Genomic DNA, 20,737 nt, shown 5'->3' with positions numbered 1-20,737 from the left:
GCCGATGACCGATCCGTTGATTTTGCTGGTCGAAGACGACGCTGTCATACGCGAAGCAACGCAATTGAATCTCGAACGCAACGGGTTTCGGGTGATCACCGCATCGGGTGGGTTGACCGGAATGGATATGGCGGTCGACGCCAAGCCGGATATCGCCGTCCTCGACGTGATGCTTCCCGACCTGAACGGAATCAGCCTGTGCCGACGCATTCGTGAGGAACTGTCGGTGCCGGTCATCATGCTGTCCGCGCGCGACGACCCGGTCGACATCGTTCTCGGATTGGAAGCCGGTGCCGACGACTACGTCACCAAGCCCTTCGACAGCGGTGTCCTGGTGGCCCGTATCCGCAGTGTGCTCCGGCGGGTCGAATCCCATTCCGGCACGGAGAAAGACATCGTGACTCTCGGCGATCTGGAGATCGATCGCGAGTTGGTGACCGTCACGCGTTCGGGCGCCGAAGTGGCTCTCACGCCCACCGAAATGAAGCTGCTCCTGGTCATGGTGAGTGTGCCGCGCAAAGTCTGGTCTCGCTCCGAACTGCTCTCGGACGTCTGGGATTACGACTGGGGCGGCGATACGCGCATCGTCGACGTTCACGTTCAGCGATTGCGCACGAAGATCGGCTCCGAACAGATCCGGACCGTCCGGGGGTTCGGCTACACGATGGACAACCATCGGTGAGATCGCGGGATCTCGCCGCCAAGCTCCCGTCCACCGGGAGGCGGTTGTCGTTTCAGTGGAAGATCGCGGCGGCCATCACGTTCGTGATCGCCGTCGCCTCGATCACGCTCAGTACCGTGATGCATCAAACCTTTTCACACAACCAAGAGGATGCAGCGCGGGCGGCAGCTGATCGCAATCTCCAACTGGTGCTGCAGGACGAAACGGGCAGCATGCGTGCGCTGTTCCGCGCCACCACAGATGGTCTCGACGTTCCGGAAGAGTTGCGTCAGGCCGTGGCGGGCGGCAAACGTGCCACCTACCTTGTCGACAGCGGGGACCAGCCATTTGTCTGGGCTGCTGCCGACGTCAACACTCAGGTGGTGGCGATTCGCGTCCCGTACACCGCGCAGCGGGAATCGATCGCCAGCGTCGATCGGACACTTCGCAACGCCACCATCGCAGTGATCGCAGCGGGTGCCGTCCTGGGTGTGCTGCTTGGACTCGCGATGTCGTATCGATTGCGCTCGGCCGCCCGTGCGGCTCGCAAAGTGTCTACCGGAGCGGACATCCGCGTCCGCTCGGTCACCTGGTCGCTTTTCGACGACGAGATCACCGAGCTGGCGGATGCGGTCGACGCGATGTCCGATGCTCTACGGGGACAACTGGACGCCGAAAAGCGCGTGACAGCCAACATCGCGCACGATCTCAGGACGCCCATCTCCGGACTGGTCGGCGCCGCAGAGCTCCTGCCACCCGGTAGGCCAACCGAATTGGTGCGCGACGGCGTCCATAAACTCAGGAGGCTCGCCGAGGACGTCATCGAAGTGGCACGCCTCGACACCACCTCCGAGCAGGCAGACATCCAATCGGTGGAACTGGCGCCGGTGGTGCGTCACGCGATTTCCACCACAGGAGTCGAGTGTGAAGTGAGTGTTCACGGCACCCCCGTGTCGTACACCGACGCGCGCAGACTGGAGCGGATCATCGCCAACCTGATCTTGAATGCTCGCAATCACGGAAAGTCGCCGATCAATGTCCACGTCGACCACTCCCGCATCACGGTCCGAGATCGGGGCGTCGGGTTCACTGAAGAGTGGCTTCGCCAGGGGCCGAAGAGATTTCAGACCAACTCCGTCGAACGCGGCCCGAACTCGGGCCTGGGCCTCGGCTTGACGATCGTAGTGGGACAAGCGGCGGTCATCGGCGCTCGTATCGACTTCGCGAACCATCCGAACGGGGGCGCGGTGGTGACGATCGACCTCCCCGAATGTTCGGCAGACGAGTTCGATTGACACCGAGGCAGTTCGGTCGATCGGCCGGGACACAGGGTCCCGGCCGATCATTGGTGGTGTCTCGGACTCAAACCTGTCCGACAGCGACTCCGGTTCGAACGTCCGGTGCACCGAGGCGCGCCGCATCAGCGGTCAGGTCATCGGGCTGCTCCTGAGATTCCCGCTCGGCTGCGACACGCAACCGGTAGTGTTCGATCTCCTCGGCAATGTGCTCGGGAGTCCAACCCAGCACCGGCGCAACCAGTTCGGCTACTTCCGCTGCTGCCGCGTCGCCGCGATCGGTAACCTCGATGGAGATGCGGGTACGACGGGTAAGGATGTCGTCGAGATGCTGTGCACCCTCATGGCTCGCAGCGTAGTGGATCTCCGCCTTGAGGTACTCGGGGGCGGAGTCCAACGGCTGCCCCAGTTCCGGTCGCGCCTCGACGAGTTCGAACAACTCGTCAGCCAGAGTGCCGTACCGACCCAGTAGGTGCTCGATGGTCGAAACGTGCAGTCCCGTGCGCTCAGCGGTGAGATGCCGATTGTTGTGCGCGGCAAAGTAGCCGTCGGCACCCACAAGTTGGATACGCACGGTGCAGGACTTCGGCACCTTCTGTTCCAATCCGTGCACCGCGGAATCGACAGCGTCCTTGGCCATCACGCGGTAAGTGGTGTACTTGCCACCGGCGACCACCGTCAAACCTCGGACCGGACTCGACACCGCATGCTCACGCGAGAGAGTGCTGGTCGAATCCGATTCGCCGAACAGCAACGGACGCAACCCCGCGTACACACCGACGACGTCCTCGTGCGTCAACTCGTCCTGAAGGAGCTTGTTGACATGTCCGAGGATGTAGTCGATATCGCTTCGGCTCGCTGCCGGATGGGCGAGGTCGAGGTTCCAGTCGGTGTCCGTCGTACCGATGATCCAGTGGCTTCCCCACGGAATCACGAACAGCAGACTCTTCTCGGTCCGCGTGATGATTCCGGTCGCAGAGTTGATGCGGTTTCGCGGGACGACCAAATGCACACCTTTCGAAGCGCGAACCTGGAATTGTCCTCGACCACCTACCATTTCCTGAATCTCGTCAGTCCACACACCGGCGGCGTTGATGACCTGACGAGCACGGATCTCGAACGCGCGACCTGTTTCCAGATCCACGGCCTTCACCCCGACTACGCGGTCCTCCTCACGGAGAAAGCCGATTACGCGGGTGCTGTTGACGCACAGCGCGCCGTACTCGGCCGCCGTGCGCGCCAGCATCATCGTGTGGCGGGCGTCATCTACCTGACCCTCGTAGAACTTGACCGAACCCCGGATAGCAGAGCGCTTTCCGGAAGGGAACGATTCGAGAGTCTTCTTCTTGCCCACATGCTTGTGGTGTGAGGGAACCCCGCGGCCTGCGCCCATCACGTCGTAGACGCCGATGCCCAGACCGACGTACGGCCGGTCGATCAACTTCTCGAGTGGGTAGATGAACGGCACCGGCTTCGCGAGATGCGGGCACAGCGAATTCAGAACCAGCGACCGCTCACGCAGTGCCTCGAACACGAGCGCAAAGTTGAACTGCTCGAGGTAACGCAGTCCGCCGTGGAACAGCTTGCTCGACCTGCTCGAGGTTCCGGACGCGAAGTCACGAGCCTCCACCAAGCCCACCTTCAGACCGCGAGTTGCGGCGTCGAGCGCGCTACCCGCTCCGACCACGCCACCGCCGATAACGAGGACGTCGAGTTCGGTTTCTTCCAACTTCTTCAGCGACTCCGCCCGCGAGGACGGACTCAATGCTTGTGCTGTGCTCATGAAAACTGTTCCTTCACTTGAAAATAGGTAGAAATGGGGGCGCCGCGATCAGTCTGCGTCGACCCAGTCGAGTGTCCGAGTGACGGCTTTCTGCCAGCCTGCATACAGGCGCTCACGCTCGGCCGAATCCATCGACGGCGTCCAGCTCTTGTCCTTCGCCCAGTTGCTGCGAATGTCGTCCTCGCTCTCCCAGTACCCGACCGCGAGACCAGCGGCGTACGCAGCGCCCAATGCCGTGGTCTCCGCAACGACAGGGCGGATCACCTCGACGTCGAGCAAATCGGCCTGGAATTGCATGAGGAGTTCGTTCGCGACCATTCCGCCGTCGACCTTGAGAACCTTCAAGTCGACACCCGAGTCGAGGTTCATCGCCTCGATCACCTCACGACTCTGGTACGCAGTCGCTTCGAGCACCGCCCGGGCAAGGTGCCCCTTGTTCACGAACCTTGTCAGACCGACGATCGCACCGCGTGCATCCGCGCGCCAATGCGGTGCAAACAGGCCCGAGAACGCGGGCACGAAGTACGCGCCACCGTTGTCGTCCACAGAGCGCGCGTTCACCTCGATGTCGGCCGCGTTGTCGATCATGCCGAGGTTGTCCCGAAGCCACTGGACCAGCGAACCGGTCACGGCGATCGAACCTTCCAGTGCGTAAACCGTTGGCTGCTCACCGATCTTGTAACAGACCGTCGTCAACAAGCCGTTCTTGCTCATCACCTTTTCGGTGCCGGTGTTGAGGAGCACGAAGTTGCCGGTTCCGTAGGTGTTCTTCGCTTCTCCGGGCGAGAGGCAGGCCTGACCGAAAGTCGCTGCTTGCTGATCGCCGAGGATTCCGGCGATCGGCACGCCGGACAACGTTCCGCGTTCGCGCACGAATCCGAAAGTTTCGGACGAGCTGCGAATCTCGGGGAGCATCGATTCGGGGATGCCCATGTCGGCGCAGATCGCCGAATCCCAAGCGAGAGTGTCGAGATCCATCAACAGAGTGCGCGACGCGTTGGTGGGGTCGGTAGCGTGCACTCCGCCGTCGACGCCGCCGGTCATGTTCCACAGCACCCAAGTGTCCATCGTGCCGAAGCACAACTCGCCTGCTTCGGCCTTCTCACTCGCGCCCTCGACGTTGTCGAGAATCCACTTGACCTTGGGGCCCGAAAAGTACGTGGCCAACGGCAATCCGGTGACTTCGGTGTACTTCCTGGGGCCGTCTTCGCCGGCGAGTGCAGTACAGATTCGATCGGTGCGTGTGTCCTGCCAGACGATGGCGTTGTAAACGGGCTTTCCGGTTGCTCGTTCCCAGACCACTGCCGTCTCACGCTGATTGGTGATGCCGACGGATGCGATGTCGGCCGCGGTCAGATCTGCGTTGGCCAAGGCGCCCGCGGTGACGTTGCGGACGTTGTCCCAAATTTCGATCGGATCGTGTTCGACCCAGCCTGCCTGCGGAAAGATCTGTGTGTGCTCGTGCTGTTCGACAGCGACTACGTGCCCACTGTGATCGAAGATCATGCATCGCGTGGAGGTGGTTCCCTGGTCTATCGCGGCTACGAACTGCGCCATCGTGCTACCCCTTTGGTGTCGAAGAAAGTGCGAAAGATTTACTGTCAGAGATGATGATTCGCCATCAGGCCGGTATCGTGGCCGGCTCCTCGGCTGCCTTCTCCACCGACTCGTCAGGCAGGAATCGACCAATCAGCTTGTCGTAGAGGAACACCCCGATCGGAGCGCCGATCAGCGGCCCCACGATGGGCACCCAGAAATACAGGCTCCCGTACTGATCTCGCCAGGCGCTGCCGTAACCGGTGAGATACGACGCCAGCCGCGGACCGAAGTCACGGGCCGGATTGATGGCGTAACCCGCGTTGGTCGCCCATGCGAATCCGATTGCCACCACGATCAAACCGACGACGAAGGGCGCAAGATTCGCGAGCGGCGGAGTTCCCCGAGTATCGGTCACCGCAACGATGAGGAACAACAGGATCGCCGTGCCGATGATCTGATCTATCAGCGCTGATCCCAGACTGACCGGGAGCGTTCCGTTTCCGGGCATCGTCGAGAAGATCGTCTGAGTCGCCGTTGTGTGTCCGGGATCGATGGCATTGAGCATGTCGTTGTAATTCCACCGGACGATCAGGGCCGCGACAAAGGCTCCAGCGGTCTGCGCCAGCGTGTAGGGCAGGACCTTGCGCCAGGAGAATCCCCGGAAGATCGCAAAGGCGAAGGTCACTGCGGGGTTCAGATGAGCACCCGTCACCCGGCCTGCGACATAGATGCCGAACATGACGCCGAGTCCCCAGGCCCACGCGATACTGTCGTGTCCGCCGAGACCCCCACCGCTCCCGCCGGACACAACCTGCGCCACAACTCCGACGCCGAACAAGATCAAGATCATCGTTCCGGCGAACTCGGCTGCCAACTCGCCTGGAAGCCCTAATCGCTTGGCTTTCTCCATCCCCACCCTCACTTCGTTGTGATGCATGTCATAGTTTGGATTGCTGCACCCGTAGCGTAAGGCCGTTTGCACATTCACGCATAGCTCGTGCACATATGTGCAATTGCCCCATTTGCGCACCGTAACGCGGGTAACAGACACACTTCTGGGACTTTGCGTGATCGAGCGCCTCGGCCTGGGCCTACTCGGATAAGATTCGGTTCAATGCTCTTGCACGTACGTGCAGACAGGACGAACCCATGGAAACTCCCACTTCGGACTCCGCTACCTCCGATCCGGCGGACCCGCGCATCGCCGACGCAGTTCAGGCCGCACGCCTCTACTACTTCCAGGACCAGACCATGGCTGCCATCGGCCGCGACATGGGGGTGTCCCGATCCACCGTCTCCCGATTGATCACCTACGCGCGCACCTCGGGTCTCGTCGAGATCAAGATCAGCACCCCGCACGGCCAGGCTCCTCGCATCGAACGCGAGTTCTCGGAACGGTACGGAGTGCGCGCCCACGTGGTGACCGTGCCGGAACTGGTGGGAGATCTCGAGCGACTCGAAAAGGTCGCAACCTTTGCAGGACGCCTGCTGGCGTCGTTCTTCGACAGCGACATGGTGATGGGGATCGCCTGGGGAACCACTCTCAGTGAAGTCAGCAAGCACCTTGCCCCCAAACGCACGTACAACTCGTACGTCGTGCAACTCAACGGCGCCGCGAATACTCGCACCACCGGGATCTCTTACGCCAGCGACATCATCAGAACCATCGCCGACGCCTACGGTGCTCTGCCACAAGGATTTCCGGTGCCTGCCTTCTTCGACTACCCGGAAACTCGGGAGCAACTGTGGCGCGAACGAAGCATCAAACGCGTCTTGGACATGCAGAAGCGAATGGACCTGGCAGTCTTCAGCATCGGCGTACCGGGCGGCAACGTACCGAGTCACGTCTACACCGCCGGATACCTCGAACCCGATGAAGCAGAAGCACTTCGACGCGACGGAGTGGTCGGCGACATCGCAACCGTCTTCTTCCGGTCGGACGGGAGCTACCGCGGAATCGAACTCAACGAGCGCGCGAGCGGCCCGCGACTGGACCTTTTCGAGAAGGTCGCCAGGCGCGTGTGCATCGTCGCCGGAACAGCAAAACTGCCGGCCCTGGAGGGAGCACTACGGGGCGGGCTGATCACCGATCTGATCATCGACGACGTCAGCGCCACCGCGCTGGTGTCCTGACCGCTGCACCAGCTTCTCGATTCCGTCGAGAAGTAAGCCGAGCGAGAAACTGAAATCGAAGGCATCGTCACCGGCGGCCTCACCCTCCGGGCTGCCGTCCTCGAAGCCGCCTTCCTCGATTGCGGCACTCAGGTAGGGGAATCTCTCCCGATTGATGACACGAGCAATGAGAGCGCCGTATGCGACGTCGTCGTCTGCCGACTGCGCTGAACGAGACGCCAGGTCAGCCGAGAATCGAGCGCGGCCGATGACGAACAACGACACGTTGGTCACCACCTGGAACTTCGACGCGGCGCTCAGGGCGACCCCGTCGAGGGCGCTCAGACCCGCGTCGAGCCACGCCATGTTGTTGGGCCCGGTCGGTGGAGCCGTGATGGGCAGCTTGAGCCACCACGGTCGACTCAGCATCGTGGCGTACTCCTGATTCGCCCACGCCTCGAGCTTGACGCGCCAGGTCACGCCGTCGGGAATTGCCGGCGGCGGCCCGATCACCCGATCCGAAATCAGTTCGATCAGTTCGTCTTTGCTTGCCACGTAGCGGTAGAGCGACATGGTCGTGAACCCGAGCGCTTTGGCCACGCGGCCCATCGACAGAGCGGTGACGCCTTCTGCGTCGGCCAATTCGATCGCGGTGTCGAGAATTTGCTCGAGACTGAGCCCCTTCTTCGGACCCCGCGTTCCCGGCTGGTCCAGTCCCCAGGCCAGTTCAACTGCTCTCGGTAGCGCTCCGCGATCCATAAGCTCCCACTCTTCACTCTTGCCATCATCCTAGAACTGTGTACGCTATAAACACGAGTTTATGACATACACAGTTCTTACTTGGAGGTCTCGATGTCAGGAACGATCCCCGCAATCTCGGTCCGCGGACTCCGTAAGCGCTACGGCGATCAACAGGTACTGGCTGGACTCGACCTGTCGGTCCCGGCCGGATCGGTGTACGCCCTCCTCGGCGCGAACGGCGCCGGAAAGACCACGGCCGTAAGAATTCTCACCACCCTCATCCCCTTCGACGGAGGTGAGGTCACGGTCGCGGGGCATTCACTGCCCGGAGATCCACAGAACGTTCGGCGACGCATCAGCGTGACCGGGCAGTACGCAGCCGTCGACACCTTGCTGACCGGATTCGAGAACCTCACCCTACTGGGCGAACTGAATCACCTGGGCCGGAAGAACTCCCGTCGCCGTGCCGAGGAATTGCTCGACCAGTTCGTTTTGACGGACTTCGGCGACAAACGCGCCGGCGACTACTCGGGCGGCATGCTCAGACGACTCGACATCGCAATGAGCCTCGTCGCCCGACCGGACGTCGTCTTTCTCGACGAACCCACCACCGGCCTGGACCCGCGAAGCCGCCACGACATGTGGTCGATCGTTCGAGGACTCACAGCGTCAGGCGTCACCATCTTCCTCACCACCCAATACCTCGACGAGGCAGACGAATTGGCCGATACGGTCGGCGTGCTGAGCGGCGGCCGCATCGTCGCCGAGGGAACACCGGACGAACTCAAACGCCTTGTTCCCGGCGGCCACGTCGCACTGCAATTCGAGAACCTGGCCCAACTCGAACTCGCCGCGGCATCACTGCCGCAGGCGCATTCGAATGCCGAGACCTTGACCCTGCACATCCCCTCCGACGGGGCAGTTCCGTCGATCAAAGCGATCCTCGACTCGATCGACGATCCGTCGATCACCGTCGAGAAGTTCTCCGTTCACACTCCGGATCTGGACGACGTGTTCTTCGCGCTCACCGGATCAGGCCAACCCGAGATTGCGAGCGTTCGATGACCTCCACCATTGCAATCGATTCCGCGGTGATGCTCCGCCGGAATCTCAAACACGTTCTGCGCAGTCCGGATTCGATGATCACCGCGATAGCCCTTCCGGTCATGCTCATGCTGCTGTTCGTCTACGTCTTCGGCGGCGCCATCAACACCGGTAGCGAGTACATCGACTACGTAGTGCCCGGAATCATCCTTCTGTGCGCCGGTTTCGGCGCCTCGACCACCGCGGTCAGCGTCTCGAGCGACATGAAGGACGGGATCATCGACCGTTTCCGGACCTTGGCGATCTCTCCGTCGTCGGTCCTGACCGGTCATGTACTGGCCAGCGTCGTCCGCAACGTCCTGACTACGGCGATCGTGGTCGTGGTTGCGCTGATCATGGGATTTCGCCCGACCAGCGATCCGTTGCGCTGGCTCGGCGTCGCCGCTGTGATCGTCGCCTTCGTCTTTGCCATGTCGTACCTCTCGACAGCTTTGGGACTCTTGGCCAAGAACCCGGAGGCTGCAAGCGGATTCACCTTCGCCATCATGTTCCTGCCCTACGTCAGCACTGCTTTCGTTCCGGCTGAGACCATGCCGTCCTGGCTGCAGGGGTTTGCCCGGCACCAACCGGTGACTCCGATCATCGAGACTGTGCGCGGACTCCTGATGGGCACGCCGATCGGGAACAGCGCGGCCATCGCCCTCGCGTGGTGCCTGGGCATCGCCGCCGTGGGATTCGTGTGGTCCAACTGGCTCTACCGACGAAAGACCGCGAGCTGACCACACAAGAAAGCCCCACACCTGACGGTGCGGGGCTGCTTGTGCTGTGCGCCTTTATTAACCGCGGGGGGTTAATAAAGGCGCACAGTGGATTACTTGGCGTCCAGCAGATCGATCACGAAGACCAAGGTCTTGCCGGAAAGCTGGTGCCCTGCACCGGCGGGGCCGTATGCCAGCTCCGGCGGAATGGTGAGCTGACGGCGTCCGCCGACCTTCATGCCCGGGATGCCGTCCTGCCAGCCCTTGATCAGGCCACGAAGCGGGAACTGAATGGACTCGCCACGGCTCCAGGAAGAGTCGAACTCTTCGCCGGACTCGAACTCGACACCGACGTAGTGAACGTCGACGGTGCCACCGGGAACGGCTTCGGCGCCTTCTCCGACAACCAGATCCTTGATGACCAGATCGGTCGGCGCGGGGCCTTCCTGGAACTCGATTACGGGCTTGCTACTCATGGGTCCTCCTCGTTGAGGCGAAAATTGGGGGGCAGGGGCTAGCGGGTGGTGATGTCCCGATAGTCACGCTCGGTGTAGCCGGTGTAGATCTGGCGCGGGCGGCCGATCTTCGTAGCCGGATCCTCGTGCATTTCACGCCAGTGCGCAATCCAGCCGGGCAGACGGCCCATGGCGAACAGCACCGTGAACATGCGCGGCGGGAAGCCCATCGCGCGGTAGATGAGGCCGGTGTAGAAGTCGACGTTCGGGTAGAGCTTGCGCTCGATGAAGTAGTCGTCCGTGAGGGCGGCCTCTTCGAGTTGCATTGCGATGTTGAGCAGTTCGTCGTCGCCGCCGAGCTTGGCGAGGATGGTGTGCGCGGTTTCGCGGACCAGCGCAGCGCGCGGATCGTAGTTGCGGTAGACGCGGTGCCCGAAGCCCATGAGCTTCACGCCGTCTTCCTTGTTCTTGACCTTGCGGACGAACTCGGCTGCGGTGCTGCCGCTGGCCTTGATCTCGTCGAGCATCTCGAGCACTGCCTGGTTGGCGCCGCCGTGCAGCGGGCCCCACAGTGCGTTGATGCCGGCCGAGACGGAGGTGAACAGGTTGGCGTCCGACGAGCCGACCATACGCACGGTCGACGTGGAGCAGTTCTGCTCGTGGTCTGCGTGCAGGATCAGCAGCATGTCGAGTGCCTTGGCGACCTCGGGATCACCCTGGTACGGCTCGGCGGGGAAGCCGAACGTCATACGCATGAAGTTCTCGACCAGGTTCAACGAGTTGTCCGGGTACAGGAACGGCTGTCCGACGGACTTCTTGTACGCGTACGCAGCGATGGTCGGCAGCTTCGCGAGAAGACGGATGGTGGACAGTTCCACCTGCTCCGGATCCTCGGGATCGAGCGAATCCTGGTAGTACGCCGACAATGCGTTCACTGCGGACGAGAGAACCGGCATCGGGTGAGCGTTGCGCGGGAATCCGTCGAAGAACCGCTTGAGGTCCTCGTGAAGCAGGGTGTGTCGACGGATGCGGTCCGTGAAGGACTCGAGCTGGGCGTCGGTCGGCAGTTCGCCGTAGATCAGCAGGTAGCTGACCTCGATGAACGTCGACTTACCTGCCAACTGCTCGATGGGATATCCGCGGTAACGCAGGATTCCCTTCTCACCGTCGATGTAGGTGATTGCAGAACTGGTGGATGCAGTGTTCACAAAACCGGGGTCAAGGGTGGTGTACCCCGTTGTGGCCAGCAGCTTTCCCAGCTCGATGCCGTCATTGCCCTCTGTTGCCCTGGCAATGGACATCGTGTACTCACCACCGGGGTAAGTAAGCGTGGGCTTTGTGTCATTGTCAGCGGGCACGAAGGATCCCTCTCAAGCTCGAACCAACGAGTAACTACATGCGATCAACTAGAAACTAGTCGCACGGGAGAGATCGTGCCGAAGGAGGGTCGCTCCACGGCTATTTTTCGGGTACTCACGAACCCGACATACCCACCGAAACTGAAACATGTTCCAGTCTGGGCTTTCCCACTCGCGTGACCGGTACTCCAGTCTACGGAATCGCGCATTTACCCACACTGATCTGCAAATCTCGGCTGCAATTCGCAAATGGGAGCAACGTCGGACCTTCCGGACCACTGACACGGGGTACTGAAAACCGATTGTTATCGGCTGATGCCTACCTGGTGTTACACGATCCCACGGTATGAGAGCCGGATCACAGCGCCTTGATGCCCCAGCTACCCGTCCAGGTCTGACCCGGATGAAGCACCAGGAGATCGATGCCCGAGTTGAAGGCGTCAGGCGGGCAGGTCATCGGCTCCAAAGCCAATGCGCGGCCGCGATCAGGATACCCCTTGTCGTTGGCGGGATCTGCGATGAAGGCCTGAATCCACGGGAACTCGCGGTTGGTCCACAGGGCAGTGCCCGTTCCATCCGGAGCCAGCAGCTCGTGTTGCGTGCGACCACTGCCGTCGACGACGTCCAATGCGCTGTACGGAGTGTCCAACTGCACCCCGGCAAGCAGTCTCGGTGTCCGGAAGTCGTAGTCCGTACCGGCGACTGCCTGCGAATACGCGTTCGGCAGCATCCTCGCCGGATCGATCGGCAACCGTGTGCCTGCTGCCAGATGCAGAGCACATTCGTCGAGCGGAAAGTCGCCGGCGCGAATGAAGGTGTGCATTCCGAGCCCGAACGGCGACGAGGTCGCACCCTTGTTCGTGGCCGTGTGCGTGACGGTCAGTCCGTCGGCACCGACCTCGTAGGCGACCGTCAGCTGCAACGGATAGGGCCAACCCTTGTGAAGTCCCACGTCGACCGACAGTTCGACGCGCTCGTACGTGTGGTCCACGAGGCTCCAATTGCGACGCCGGACGAACCCGTGGCTCGCGTTCCCCAGCGCAGGTTCGGTGATCTCGAGTTGATGCTCGATCCCGTCGAACATGAAGTGCCCGTCGCGAATTCGGTTGGGCCACGGCGCGAGAACCAATCCGGCCGACAGCGGTGGCTTCGATCCGAGTGCCCAGGTCTCGGTCAGCGCGCGCTGACCGTTCGGTCCTTCGTGATCGAGTAGCCGCAACCCGGCACCGGCCGCGGCGATCTCGGCTCGATAGCCTCCACCACGGATCTCGAACCCTCCCCTACCCGTGCTGTGCGGCGCAGTCATACGTACCAGTTTCCACCACGAGCGACCGGTTAACCAGGACGTCAGACGGCGCGTCCCACCTTGTAGCGAACGAATGCCGGAAATGCGAGGGCAGAAAGGACAACACCGACAATCACCAGGAAGCCGCCGCCCGCTGCCGCGACACCGGTCCCGAACAGGAAGGCTGCACCGCCGTGCAGCACGTCACCGATACGCGGACCACCTGCCACGACCACGATGAACACGCCCTGCAGTCGTCCGCGCATGTCGTCGGTTGCCACTTGCTGGAGCATCGTGCTGCGGAAAGCCGCCGAGACCATGTCGACGGCTCCGCCGAATGCCAGGAACGCGACCGCCACCCAGAGCAGAATCACACTGGAACCGGGACTCGCGAAGTACACGGCAACGCCGAAGCCGACCATGGACAGCCCCCACAGCGCGATGCAGACCAGAACGGCTCGCCCCTGGTACTGAACCCGTGGCAACCAACCCGAGAAGACTCCGCCCAGAACGGCTCCCACCGACATCGCCGCGAACAGCAGTCCCAGCGCAAAACCGCCGCTGGCGGGATCACCGAAGGATTCGTGGGCAATCTCCGGGAACAGTGCTCGCGACATCCCGAACACCATCGCGATGATGTCCACCACGAACGACGCGAGCAGAACCTTCTGCGTCGCGAGATACGTGAAACCGCCGAGGACCTCGCTCAATCCGGCTCGCCGAGACGTTCCGGTCGGCGGAATCGCCGGGAGCTTCCATACCGCCCACAGTGTGGCGAGAAGAAAGATCGAGTCGAGCAGGTACAGCAGTTGCAGACCGGCCGACGGTATGAGGACACCCGCCAGTAGCGGGCCGGCTATCGCACCGAACTGCACGACAGTCATGTTCAGCGAGTTCGCGGCCGGTAACTGCCTGCCCGGAATCAACCGAGGGATGATCGCCGCTCGCGTCGGCTGGTTCACCGCGAAGAACGCCTGTTGAACCGAGAACAATCCGAGCACCAACCACACGTTGTTCACGTTCAGGGCAGCCTGGATCCAGAACAGCACCGACGTGACGCCGAGTCCGATCGAGGTGATCATCAACAGCCGTCGTCGATCCATGACGTCGGCCAGTGCGCCGCCCCACAGACCGAAAACGACCAGCGGGACCAGACCGAAGATTCCCGTCAGACCGACGTAGGCCGAGCTTCGGGTGATCTCGTACACCTGTTGCGGTACGGCGACCACGCTGAGCTGAGCGCCGATGACGGTGACGATGCCGGCCGTCCACAGCCGTCGATAGTCGCGATTCTCGAGCGGAGTCGTGTCCGCGAGTAGCCGGCTCACGGCTGGAGACGGACGGCGGACCACTGTCCGTCGACCAGGCTCGTGCGAACTCGATTGTGCATGCGGTTCGCGCGTCCTTGCCAGAACTCGACGGACTCGGGCCGAATCAGAATCCCGCCCCAGTTCGGTGGCACCGGAATCTCACCGTCCACGCCGAATCGAGCAGCGACCTCACGCAGTTGCCCGTCGAGATCGGCACGCGAGTCGATCGGACGAGACTGCGACGACGCCCACGCGCCGAGCTGTGAACCTCGAGGCCTGGTTCGCCAATACTCCTGCGTCAGTTGAGCACTCACCCGCTCGGTGGTGCCGCGGACGATCACCTGCCTGGCAAGGGTCAGCCACGTGAAGTTCGCCGACGCGTACGGGTGGGCGTCGAGGTGACGAGCCTTGTCGGATCCGTAGTTGGTGAAGAAGAGGACGCCGTCCTCGCTGAGCCCTTTGCAGAGCACGGTGCGCGACGCCGGACGGCCACCGTCGTCCACCGTCGACAGAGTCATGGCGTTGGGCTCCGGCGCGTCAGCTTCGACGGCGTCCACGAGCCATTGGCGCATGAGGGGCAGCCAACCGGTTTCGACAACCGAAGTATCCAATTCCGCACTCATGCGGTCCTCGACGGACTCCGATTCGCTGCCTGCTTGCGGATAGCCCACACGCATGGCCGCGAGTTCGTTGTCCACCGCCTGCGGGTCCTGACGTTCATTCGACACAGCCGAGAACGCTACTCCCGGGTACTCACTGGCCAACGGCTACGCGGCACGCGCTAAAGTTTGCCGTGGCTAGACCCGACCCGGACCGCGAGCCGCACCAGCGACAGCGCCGAATCGGGACGAGACGATTGCGCAGTACAAAACACGGTGCGTGCTCATCCCTGCGAGCACCGAGGCGCAGTCACTGAAGCTGAGGCAGTGCGACTGTAGACCTGGCGCACTCGAACGAGGAGAGTCCACGAGAATGGCAGCGAGCGCAGCAATACCGGACGATTTTGTGAGCGGACTCGAAGGCGTCGTCGCCTTCACCAGCGATATCGCAGAACCCGACAAGGACGGCGGCGCACTGCGCTACCGCGGAGTCGACATCGAAGACCTGGTCGGCCAGAGGGTCACCTTCGGCAACGTATGGGCCCTTCTCGTCGACGGCCGCTTCGGCCCCGGCCTCCCGCCGGCCGAGCCGTTCCCCCTCCCCATTCACACCGGCGACGTCCGTGTCGACGTTCAGGCCGGACTGGCGATGCTGGCTCCCATCTGGGGCTACCAGCCGCTCCTCGACATCGATGACGAGACCGCCCGCGACCAGCTCGCCCGCGCATCCGTCATGGCGCTGTCGTACGTCGCGCAGTCCGCTCGCGGCATCTACCAGCCTGCAGTCCCGCAGAGCCGCATCGACGAGGCCAAGACCGTCACCGAACGCTTCATGGTTCGCTGGAAGGGTGAGCCCGATCCGGCACACGTCGAGGCAATCGACGCGTACTGGGTCTCGGCAGCCGAGCACGGCATGAACGCCTCCACCTTCACGGCCCGCGTCATCGCCTCCACGGGCGCCGACGTCGCGGCTTCGCTTTCCGGCGCCATCGGCGCGATGTCCGGCCCGCTGCACGGCGGCGCACCGGCCCGAGTTCTTCCGATGATCGAAGAGACCGAGAAGACCGGCGACGCCCGCGCACTGGTCAAGGGAATCCTCGACCGCAAGGAAAAGCTCATGGGCTTCGGACACCGCGTCTACCGCGCCGAAGATCCCCGTGCACGCGTGCTCCGCGCCACGGCGAAGCGCCTCAACGCTCCCCGCTACGAGGCTGCCGCAGCTCTCGAGCAGGCTGCACTGGCGGAACTGCGTGAGCGTCGTCCCGATCGCGCGATCGAGACCAACGTCGAGTTCTGGGCCGCCGTCATCCTCGACTTCGCCGAGGTTCCCGCGCACATGATGCCCGCCATGTTCACCTGTGGCCGCACCGCCGGCTGGTGTGCACACATCCTCGAGCAGAAGCGTCTCGGTAAGCTGGTACGCCCGGCCGCCATCTACACCGGCCCGGCGCCCCGTACTCCGGAGTCGGTCGAGGGCTGGGACCAGATCAGCCACGCGTAGTACCCCGCTCGAATTCGCCAATCACGGTAGTACAGAACACAAGTGAAGGAACAGAAAGAAGCGATGACCTCCACACCGATCATCCCCGCCGACCTCAAGCCCGCCGACGGACGCTTCGGCTGCGGTCCTTCCAAGGTTCGCCCCGAGCAGCTGCAGTCCCTGGTCGAGGTGGGCGCTTCGGTGTTCGGCACCAGCCATCGCCAGAAGCCGGTCAAGAACGTTGTGGCCAGCATTCGTTCCGGCCTCGCCGATCTGTTCTCACTGCCCGAGGGCTACGAGGTCGTCCTCGGCAACGGCGGAACCACTGCGTTCTGGGATGCGGCCGCATTCGGCCTCATCCGCGAGAAGTCGCTGCACCTGACCAACGGCGAATTCAGCTCCAAGTTCGCTTCGGTCGCCAAGGCCAACCCGTTCATCGGTGACCCGATCGTCGTTTCCGCCGATCCGGGCAGCGCACCGGTGCCGGTCTCCGACCCGTCCGTCGATCTCATCGGCTGGGCGCACAACGAGACCTCCACCGGTGTGTCGATCCCCGTCTCGCGTCCCGCGGGTTCGGAGAACGCACTGATCGCCATCGACGCCACCTCGGGCGCCGGCGGACTTCCGGTCAATGTCGCCGATTCCGACGTCTACTACTTCGCTCCGCAGAAGTGCTTCGCTGCAGACGGCGGACTGTGGATCGCGCTGATGAGCCCGGCCGCCCTCGAGCGCGTCGCGGAGATCAAGGATTCGGGACGCTGGACGCCTGACTTCCTCTCGCTGCCCATCGCCGTGGACAACAGCTCCAAGGATCAGACGTACAACACCCCGGCCCTGGCCACCCTCTTGCTCTTCGCCAACCAGATCGAGTGGATGAACAGCAACGGCGGCCTCGACTGGACTACCGCTCGCACCGCGGATTCGTCCTCGCGCCTGTACAACTGGGCCGAGGCCAGTGAGTTCGCAACGCCGTTCGTCGCTGATCCGGCACACCGCTCGCAGGTTGTCGGCACCATCGACTTCAACGACGACGTCGACGCTGCCGAGGTGGCAAAGATCCTGCGCGCCAACGGAATCGTCGATACCGAGCCGTACCGCAAGCTCGGCCGCAACCAGCTGCGCGTCGGCATGTTCCCGGCCATCGACCCCGATGACGTCACCGCTCTCACCAAGAGCATCGACTGGGTCGTTTCTCAGCTCGGCTGATTTTCACATTTGCTTCACCGCTCGGCCCCCGGCATGACGTCGGGGGCCGAGCGTCGTTTGCGCCAGGCCTTGTGAGCTACCACACCGGTGGGCGGATCCGAGGTCATCTCGCCCTGCGTGTCCTGCCGAGTCCATGGTCACGAATGAATTACAGTTGAGCGCGGCGCAAAGTCGCGAGCCGGCGCGATAAGGAGGTCAATGTGCGAGAGCTTCGAGTGATCGGACTTGAACCCGATGGATCGCATGTGGTGTGCGCAGATGCTGAAACCGGCCAGAAATTCCGGCTTCCCGCCGATGACAAACTTCGTGCAGCTTCCCGCGGAGACGTGGCTCGACTCGGCCAGATTGAGATCGAAATGGAAAGCCAACTCCGTCCCCGCGAAATTCAGGCGCGCATTCGTTCCGGTGCTTCCGTAGAGCAGGTCGCCGAAGAAGCGAAGATCCCCATCAGCAAGGTCGAGCGCTTTGCGTACCCCGTTCTGCTCGAGCGCTCCCGCGCCGCGGAAATGGCGCAGGGCGGACACCCGGTGCGCGACAACGGTCCGACAGTTCCCACCCTCTCCGAAATCGTGACCCACGCATTCCGCGCCCGCGGCCACAGTATCGACGAGGCCACCTGGGATGCCTGGCGCGACGAGGACAATCAGTGGGTCGCGCAGTTGCAGTGGCAGGCCGGCCGCACCACCAACGCCGCGCACTGGCGCTACCAGCCCGACGCGCACGGCGGAACGATCGTCGCACTCGACGACGCGGCATTCGACTTGATCGATCCCGACTTCGGTCGCCCGCTCCGCGGCCTGGTACCGGTGGTCTCGAACGAACCGGAACAGCTCGAACTGTCCCGATTCGACGTCGAACCGGTGGCGGAGATCGAGCCCGAGCCCGCAGCAGTTTCCGAGCGGACAGCAGTTTCCGAGCGCACAGTATTCCCCGAGCGGACGGTGGTGGCGGAACGGATCGTGGCGCCCGAACCGATTGCTGTCGAGCCGGAAACCGTCGTCACCGAAGAGGTTCCCGAACCCGCACCGGATGTGACCCCGAAAACCGCTCCGCAGCAGACGCAGACCAAGGACAAGCGCGGACGGCCTGCTCTTCCCTCGTGGGACGACGTACTCCTCGGGGTCCGCAGCAGCGGTCGCTGACCCGAAGGAAAGTATTCTTCTTTCGAGCGAGGCTGAGGAGAGAGGGCTGCCGGTGGCTGCACGGGTATCGACGATCTGGTTTCTGGGCGGCGCAGACGCTCGCACCGAATTGAGCAGGTACCCACAGCCGGATCAGACCGAGGCCCTGAAAATCGCCATGTCGCTGTACCCGGACAAGGAGTTCGAGTCGCTCGGGCCTCAGCCGCTGTCGATGGCCGCGACGGTGAGCCCCGGCTACGTCTTCGTCGGTGCGTACGGCCGAGTGAGTGTCGTCTGCAGCTCCGAACTCAGCACCTTCGTCCCCTCGAAACTGCCTGATTCCTGGCACCTTTCGGCAGAGGGTGGCTCGACGCTGTTGATCAGCTCCGTCCCCGAAACCGCGCAGGGTTCGTTTGCACTGTGGGAGGACGGCGAGCTACGACGCTCGTTCAGTGCCATCCCGATCGACATCGTCGAAAATCTGGGGATCCCCCAGACCTGGGAACTGGAATTCTGGGCCGGCAACCATCCCCTGCGTTACCCGCCCGGGATCCTGCCTGATCCGCAGTCACTTCCGTTCCACCCGCAACAGTTCGCGGAGTCCGCCAACCTCGAGTGGCTGGGATTTCGATACACCGGCGCGCCGCGAGAACACGAACTCGACACAACGCAGATTCTCCTGTGGGGCTTCAAGATTCACCGACCCGGCGAGGCACCCAAACCTGCACCCCCAGCCCCCGCGCCGATGCCCGAGCAGGCGCCGACAGAGGTACCCATGCCCGAAAACATGCCGCCGATCCACGACGCACCGGTGGCCAAGCCGCGCGGCCGCCTCGCTCGGTACTTCGGCTTCAAGTAGCGCCGAGCAGCCTCACAGGTTCACGCGGCTATCGCTGCGATCCACCCGAGCGGTACGCCGGCTACCGCGCCGTAGACCACCCATCGCCAGACGGGGACGGCTCGCCAGCGCCAGACGGTCGGCGCAAGTCCGCCTACCGCAATGACATTGACGACAACCGCCAGGAGCACGTTCACGTTGCCCAGCGCGACACAGAACGCCGCGACGGCACTGGTCGAGAGCATGGCTGCGAACACCGACACCGCGATTCCGGTGAACCAGGGCGTGCGGTCCAGAGTCACCGGCCGGTCCTGACACGTTCGTAGAAGGCCATCGCCGCTGCGGTCGCGACGTTGAGCGAGTCGGTGCCGGGCGCCATGGGTATCTTGGCACGAATGTCGGTGGCCCGCATCGCATGTTCGGTCAAACCTGGCCCCTCGGCGCCCAGCAGTAGCGCTACCTTCTCCCCGGTCATCGCTTCGGCCAAAGTGACCGCTTCCGGATTCGGAGTCAAGGAAATGAGCTGAAAACCGTTGCCACGCAGCTCATCCAAGTCGTGTGGCCACTTTGCCACATGCGCGAAGGGCACTCGCAGCACGTGCCCCATCGACACACGGACCGACCGCCGGTACAGCGGGTCGGCACAACCCTTCCCGAACAGAACTGCATCGACACCGAGCCCCGCCGCGTTGCGGAACATCGAGCCGAGATTCTCGTGATCGTTGACGCCTTCGAGAACCACGACGGTCTTCGCGTCCTTCAACACGTCCGAGACCGCGAGCGGTGCCGGGCGCGCTGCTGCAGCGAGGACGCCGCGGTTGAGGTGAAATCCGACGACCTCGGCCATCACTTCGGCGCTCGTACGGTAGAACGGCACGTCCACACCGTCGAGATCGTCAGCGAGCTCCAGGAGCCGTCGTTCGACGCCGAGGAGACTGATCGGCTCGAACCGCGAAGTCAGCAGTCGCTGAGTGACGAACACTCCCTCGGCGATGACCAGTCCCTTGCCCTCCGGCAGGTCGGGGCGCCGATCCGAAGAGTTGAGATCGCGAAAGTCATCCAGCCGGGGGTCGGCGGGATCTGAGATGTCGATGACGTGAACCACGGGTCTATCGTGCCGTACGCACCGCAAGCCCCCACCACTACTCCCGA

General features: G+C 63.0%; 20 protein-coding genes. 9 read left to right on the top strand and 11 right to left on the bottom strand.

Features of this window, described 5'->3' with window-relative positions; translation table 11 throughout:
* Window positions 1-4: 4 nt before the first annotated feature.
* On the top strand, window positions 5-682 hold the full coding sequence (locus ABH939_RS03670; protein ID WP_003939990.1) for a response regulator transcription factor: 678 nt from the start codon (window positions 5-7) through the stop codon (window positions 680-682).
* Window positions 679-1,956 (top strand): HAMP domain-containing sensor histidine kinase, encoded by a 1,278-nt coding sequence (locus ABH939_RS03665; protein WP_050654708.1) that lies wholly within the window; start codon window positions 679-681, stop codon window positions 1,954-1,956. The genes ABH939_RS03670 and ABH939_RS03665 overlap by 4 nt, the downstream gene beginning before the upstream one ends.
* A 67-nt stretch (window positions 1,957-2,023) precedes the next feature.
* Here ABH939_RS03665 and ABH939_RS03660 read toward each other — a convergent pair whose 3' ends face one another.
* From ABH939_RS03660 to ABH939_RS03650, 3 genes are all read right to left on the bottom strand, one after another.
* Window positions 2,024-3,739 (bottom strand): glycerol-3-phosphate dehydrogenase/oxidase, encoded by a 1,716-nt coding sequence (locus ABH939_RS03660; RefSeq protein ID WP_404649341.1) that lies wholly within the window; start codon window positions 3,737-3,739, stop codon window positions 2,024-2,026.
* Between the two features lie 48 nt (window positions 3,740-3,787).
* Window positions 3,788-5,296: a glycerol kinase GlpK gene (gene glpK, locus ABH939_RS03655; RefSeq protein ID WP_058037823.1), complete on the bottom strand. Its 1,509-nt coding sequence runs from the start codon at window positions 5,294-5,296 to the stop codon at window positions 3,788-3,790.
* Between the two features lie 64 nt (window positions 5,297-5,360).
* Complete coding sequence (locus ABH939_RS03650; protein ID WP_003940085.1) at window positions 5,361-6,188, bottom strand: MIP/aquaporin family protein; 828 nt, start codon at window positions 6,186-6,188, stop codon at window positions 5,361-5,363.
* 239 nt (window positions 6,189-6,427) lie between these two features.
* Between ABH939_RS03650 and ABH939_RS03645 the strand changes: the two genes are divergently transcribed.
* On the top strand, window positions 6,428-7,411 hold the full coding sequence (locus ABH939_RS03645) for a sugar-binding transcriptional regulator (protein ID WP_007733475.1): 984 nt from the start codon (window positions 6,428-6,430) through the stop codon (window positions 7,409-7,411).
* Here the strand turns inward: ABH939_RS03645 and ABH939_RS03640 are convergent.
* Window positions 7,346-8,149 carry a TetR/AcrR family transcriptional regulator gene (locus ABH939_RS03640; RefSeq protein ID WP_404649339.1) on the bottom strand — a complete coding sequence of 268 codons (804 nt, stop codon included), beginning with the start codon at window positions 8,147-8,149 and terminating at the stop codon, window positions 7,346-7,348. The two genes, ABH939_RS03645 and ABH939_RS03640, sit on opposite strands and share 66 nt — an antisense overlap.
* A 93-nt stretch (window positions 8,150-8,242) precedes the next feature.
* Between ABH939_RS03640 and ABH939_RS03635 the strand changes: the two genes are divergently transcribed.
* Both ABH939_RS03635 and ABH939_RS03630 read left to right on the top strand, forming a co-directional pair.
* Window positions 8,243-9,196: an ATP-binding cassette domain-containing protein gene (locus ABH939_RS03635; RefSeq protein ID WP_404649338.1), complete on the top strand. Its 954-nt coding sequence runs from the start codon at window positions 8,243-8,245 to the stop codon at window positions 9,194-9,196.
* Window positions 9,193-9,954 (top strand): ABC transporter permease, encoded by a 762-nt coding sequence (locus ABH939_RS03630; protein ID WP_047270941.1) that lies wholly within the window; start codon window positions 9,193-9,195, stop codon window positions 9,952-9,954. Before ABH939_RS03635 ends, ABH939_RS03630 begins: the two co-directional genes overlap by 4 nt.
* 92 nt (window positions 9,955-10,046) lie before the next feature.
* On the opposite strand, the gene ABH939_RS03625 is transcribed toward ABH939_RS03630, so the two are convergent.
* From ABH939_RS03625 to pdxH, 5 genes are all read right to left on the bottom strand, one after another.
* Entirely contained in the window at window positions 10,047-10,409 is a 363-nt protein-coding gene (locus ABH939_RS03625; protein WP_003940440.1) for an FKBP-type peptidyl-prolyl cis-trans isomerase, read from the bottom strand.
* Window positions 10,410-10,447: 38 nt separating this feature from the next.
* Window positions 10,448-11,746, bottom strand: a complete 1,299-nt coding sequence (locus ABH939_RS03620) for a citrate synthase (RefSeq protein ID WP_020908786.1) — start codon at window positions 11,744-11,746, stop codon at window positions 10,448-10,450.
* Between the two features lie 358 nt (window positions 11,747-12,104).
* On the bottom strand, window positions 12,105-13,052 hold the full coding sequence (locus ABH939_RS03615; protein WP_003939677.1) for an aldose 1-epimerase family protein: 948 nt from the start codon (window positions 13,050-13,052) through the stop codon (window positions 12,105-12,107).
* A gap of 41 nt (window positions 13,053-13,093) precedes the next feature.
* Complete coding sequence (locus tag ABH939_RS03610; protein ID WP_021332219.1) at window positions 13,094-14,359, bottom strand: MFS transporter; 1,266 nt, start codon at window positions 14,357-14,359, stop codon at window positions 13,094-13,096.
* Complete coding sequence (pdxH, locus tag ABH939_RS03605; RefSeq protein ID WP_042451217.1) at window positions 14,356-15,069, bottom strand: pyridoxamine 5'-phosphate oxidase; 714 nt, start codon at window positions 15,067-15,069, stop codon at window positions 14,356-14,358. The genes ABH939_RS03610 and pdxH overlap by 4 nt, the downstream gene beginning before the upstream one ends.
* 244 nt (window positions 15,070-15,313) lie before the next feature.
* Here pdxH and ABH939_RS03600 point away from each other — a divergent pair, with 244 nt between their 5' ends.
* The 4 genes from ABH939_RS03600 to ABH939_RS03585 all read left to right on the top strand — a co-directional run bounded on the left by ABH939_RS03600 (window position 15,314) and on the right by ABH939_RS03585 (window position 19,606).
* Complete coding sequence (locus tag ABH939_RS03600) at window positions 15,314-16,441, top strand: citrate synthase 2 (RefSeq protein ID WP_003940025.1); 1,128 nt, start codon at window positions 15,314-15,316, stop codon at window positions 16,439-16,441.
* A 63-nt stretch (window positions 16,442-16,504) separates the two neighbouring features.
* On the top strand, window positions 16,505-17,626 hold the full coding sequence (serC, locus tag ABH939_RS03595) for a phosphoserine transaminase (RefSeq protein ID WP_007733484.1): 1,122 nt from the start codon (window positions 16,505-16,507) through the stop codon (window positions 17,624-17,626).
* A gap of 200 nt (window positions 17,627-17,826) precedes the next feature.
* Complete coding sequence (sepH, locus tag ABH939_RS03590; protein WP_372024841.1) at window positions 17,827-18,768, top strand: septation protein SepH; 942 nt, start codon at window positions 17,827-17,829, stop codon at window positions 18,766-18,768.
* 52 nt (window positions 18,769-18,820) lie between these two features.
* Window positions 18,821-19,606 (top strand): DUF6928 family protein, encoded by a 786-nt coding sequence (locus ABH939_RS03585; protein ID WP_042451221.1) that lies wholly within the window; start codon window positions 18,821-18,823, stop codon window positions 19,604-19,606.
* A gap of 20 nt (window positions 19,607-19,626) precedes the next feature.
* On the opposite strand, the gene ABH939_RS03580 is transcribed toward ABH939_RS03585, so the two are convergent.
* Complete coding sequence (locus tag ABH939_RS03580; protein ID WP_404649337.1) at window positions 19,627-19,887, bottom strand: DUF2537 domain-containing protein; 261 nt, start codon at window positions 19,885-19,887, stop codon at window positions 19,627-19,629.
* Window positions 19,884-20,690, bottom strand: a complete 807-nt coding sequence (locus ABH939_RS03575) for an RNA methyltransferase (protein WP_003939731.1) — start codon at window positions 20,688-20,690, stop codon at window positions 19,884-19,886. The genes ABH939_RS03580 and ABH939_RS03575 overlap by 4 nt, the downstream gene beginning before the upstream one ends.
* Between the last annotated feature and the right edge of the window lie 47 nt (window positions 20,691-20,737).

It is taken from the genome of Rhodococcus sp. 27YEA6 (assembly GCF_044908235.1).
GTDB lineage: Bacteria > Actinomycetota > Actinomycetes > Mycobacteriales > Mycobacteriaceae > Rhodococcus_F > Rhodococcus_F qingshengii.
Note: the sequence above shows the minus strand (reverse complement) of the source record. Positions and strands in the feature narration are given on the sequence as shown.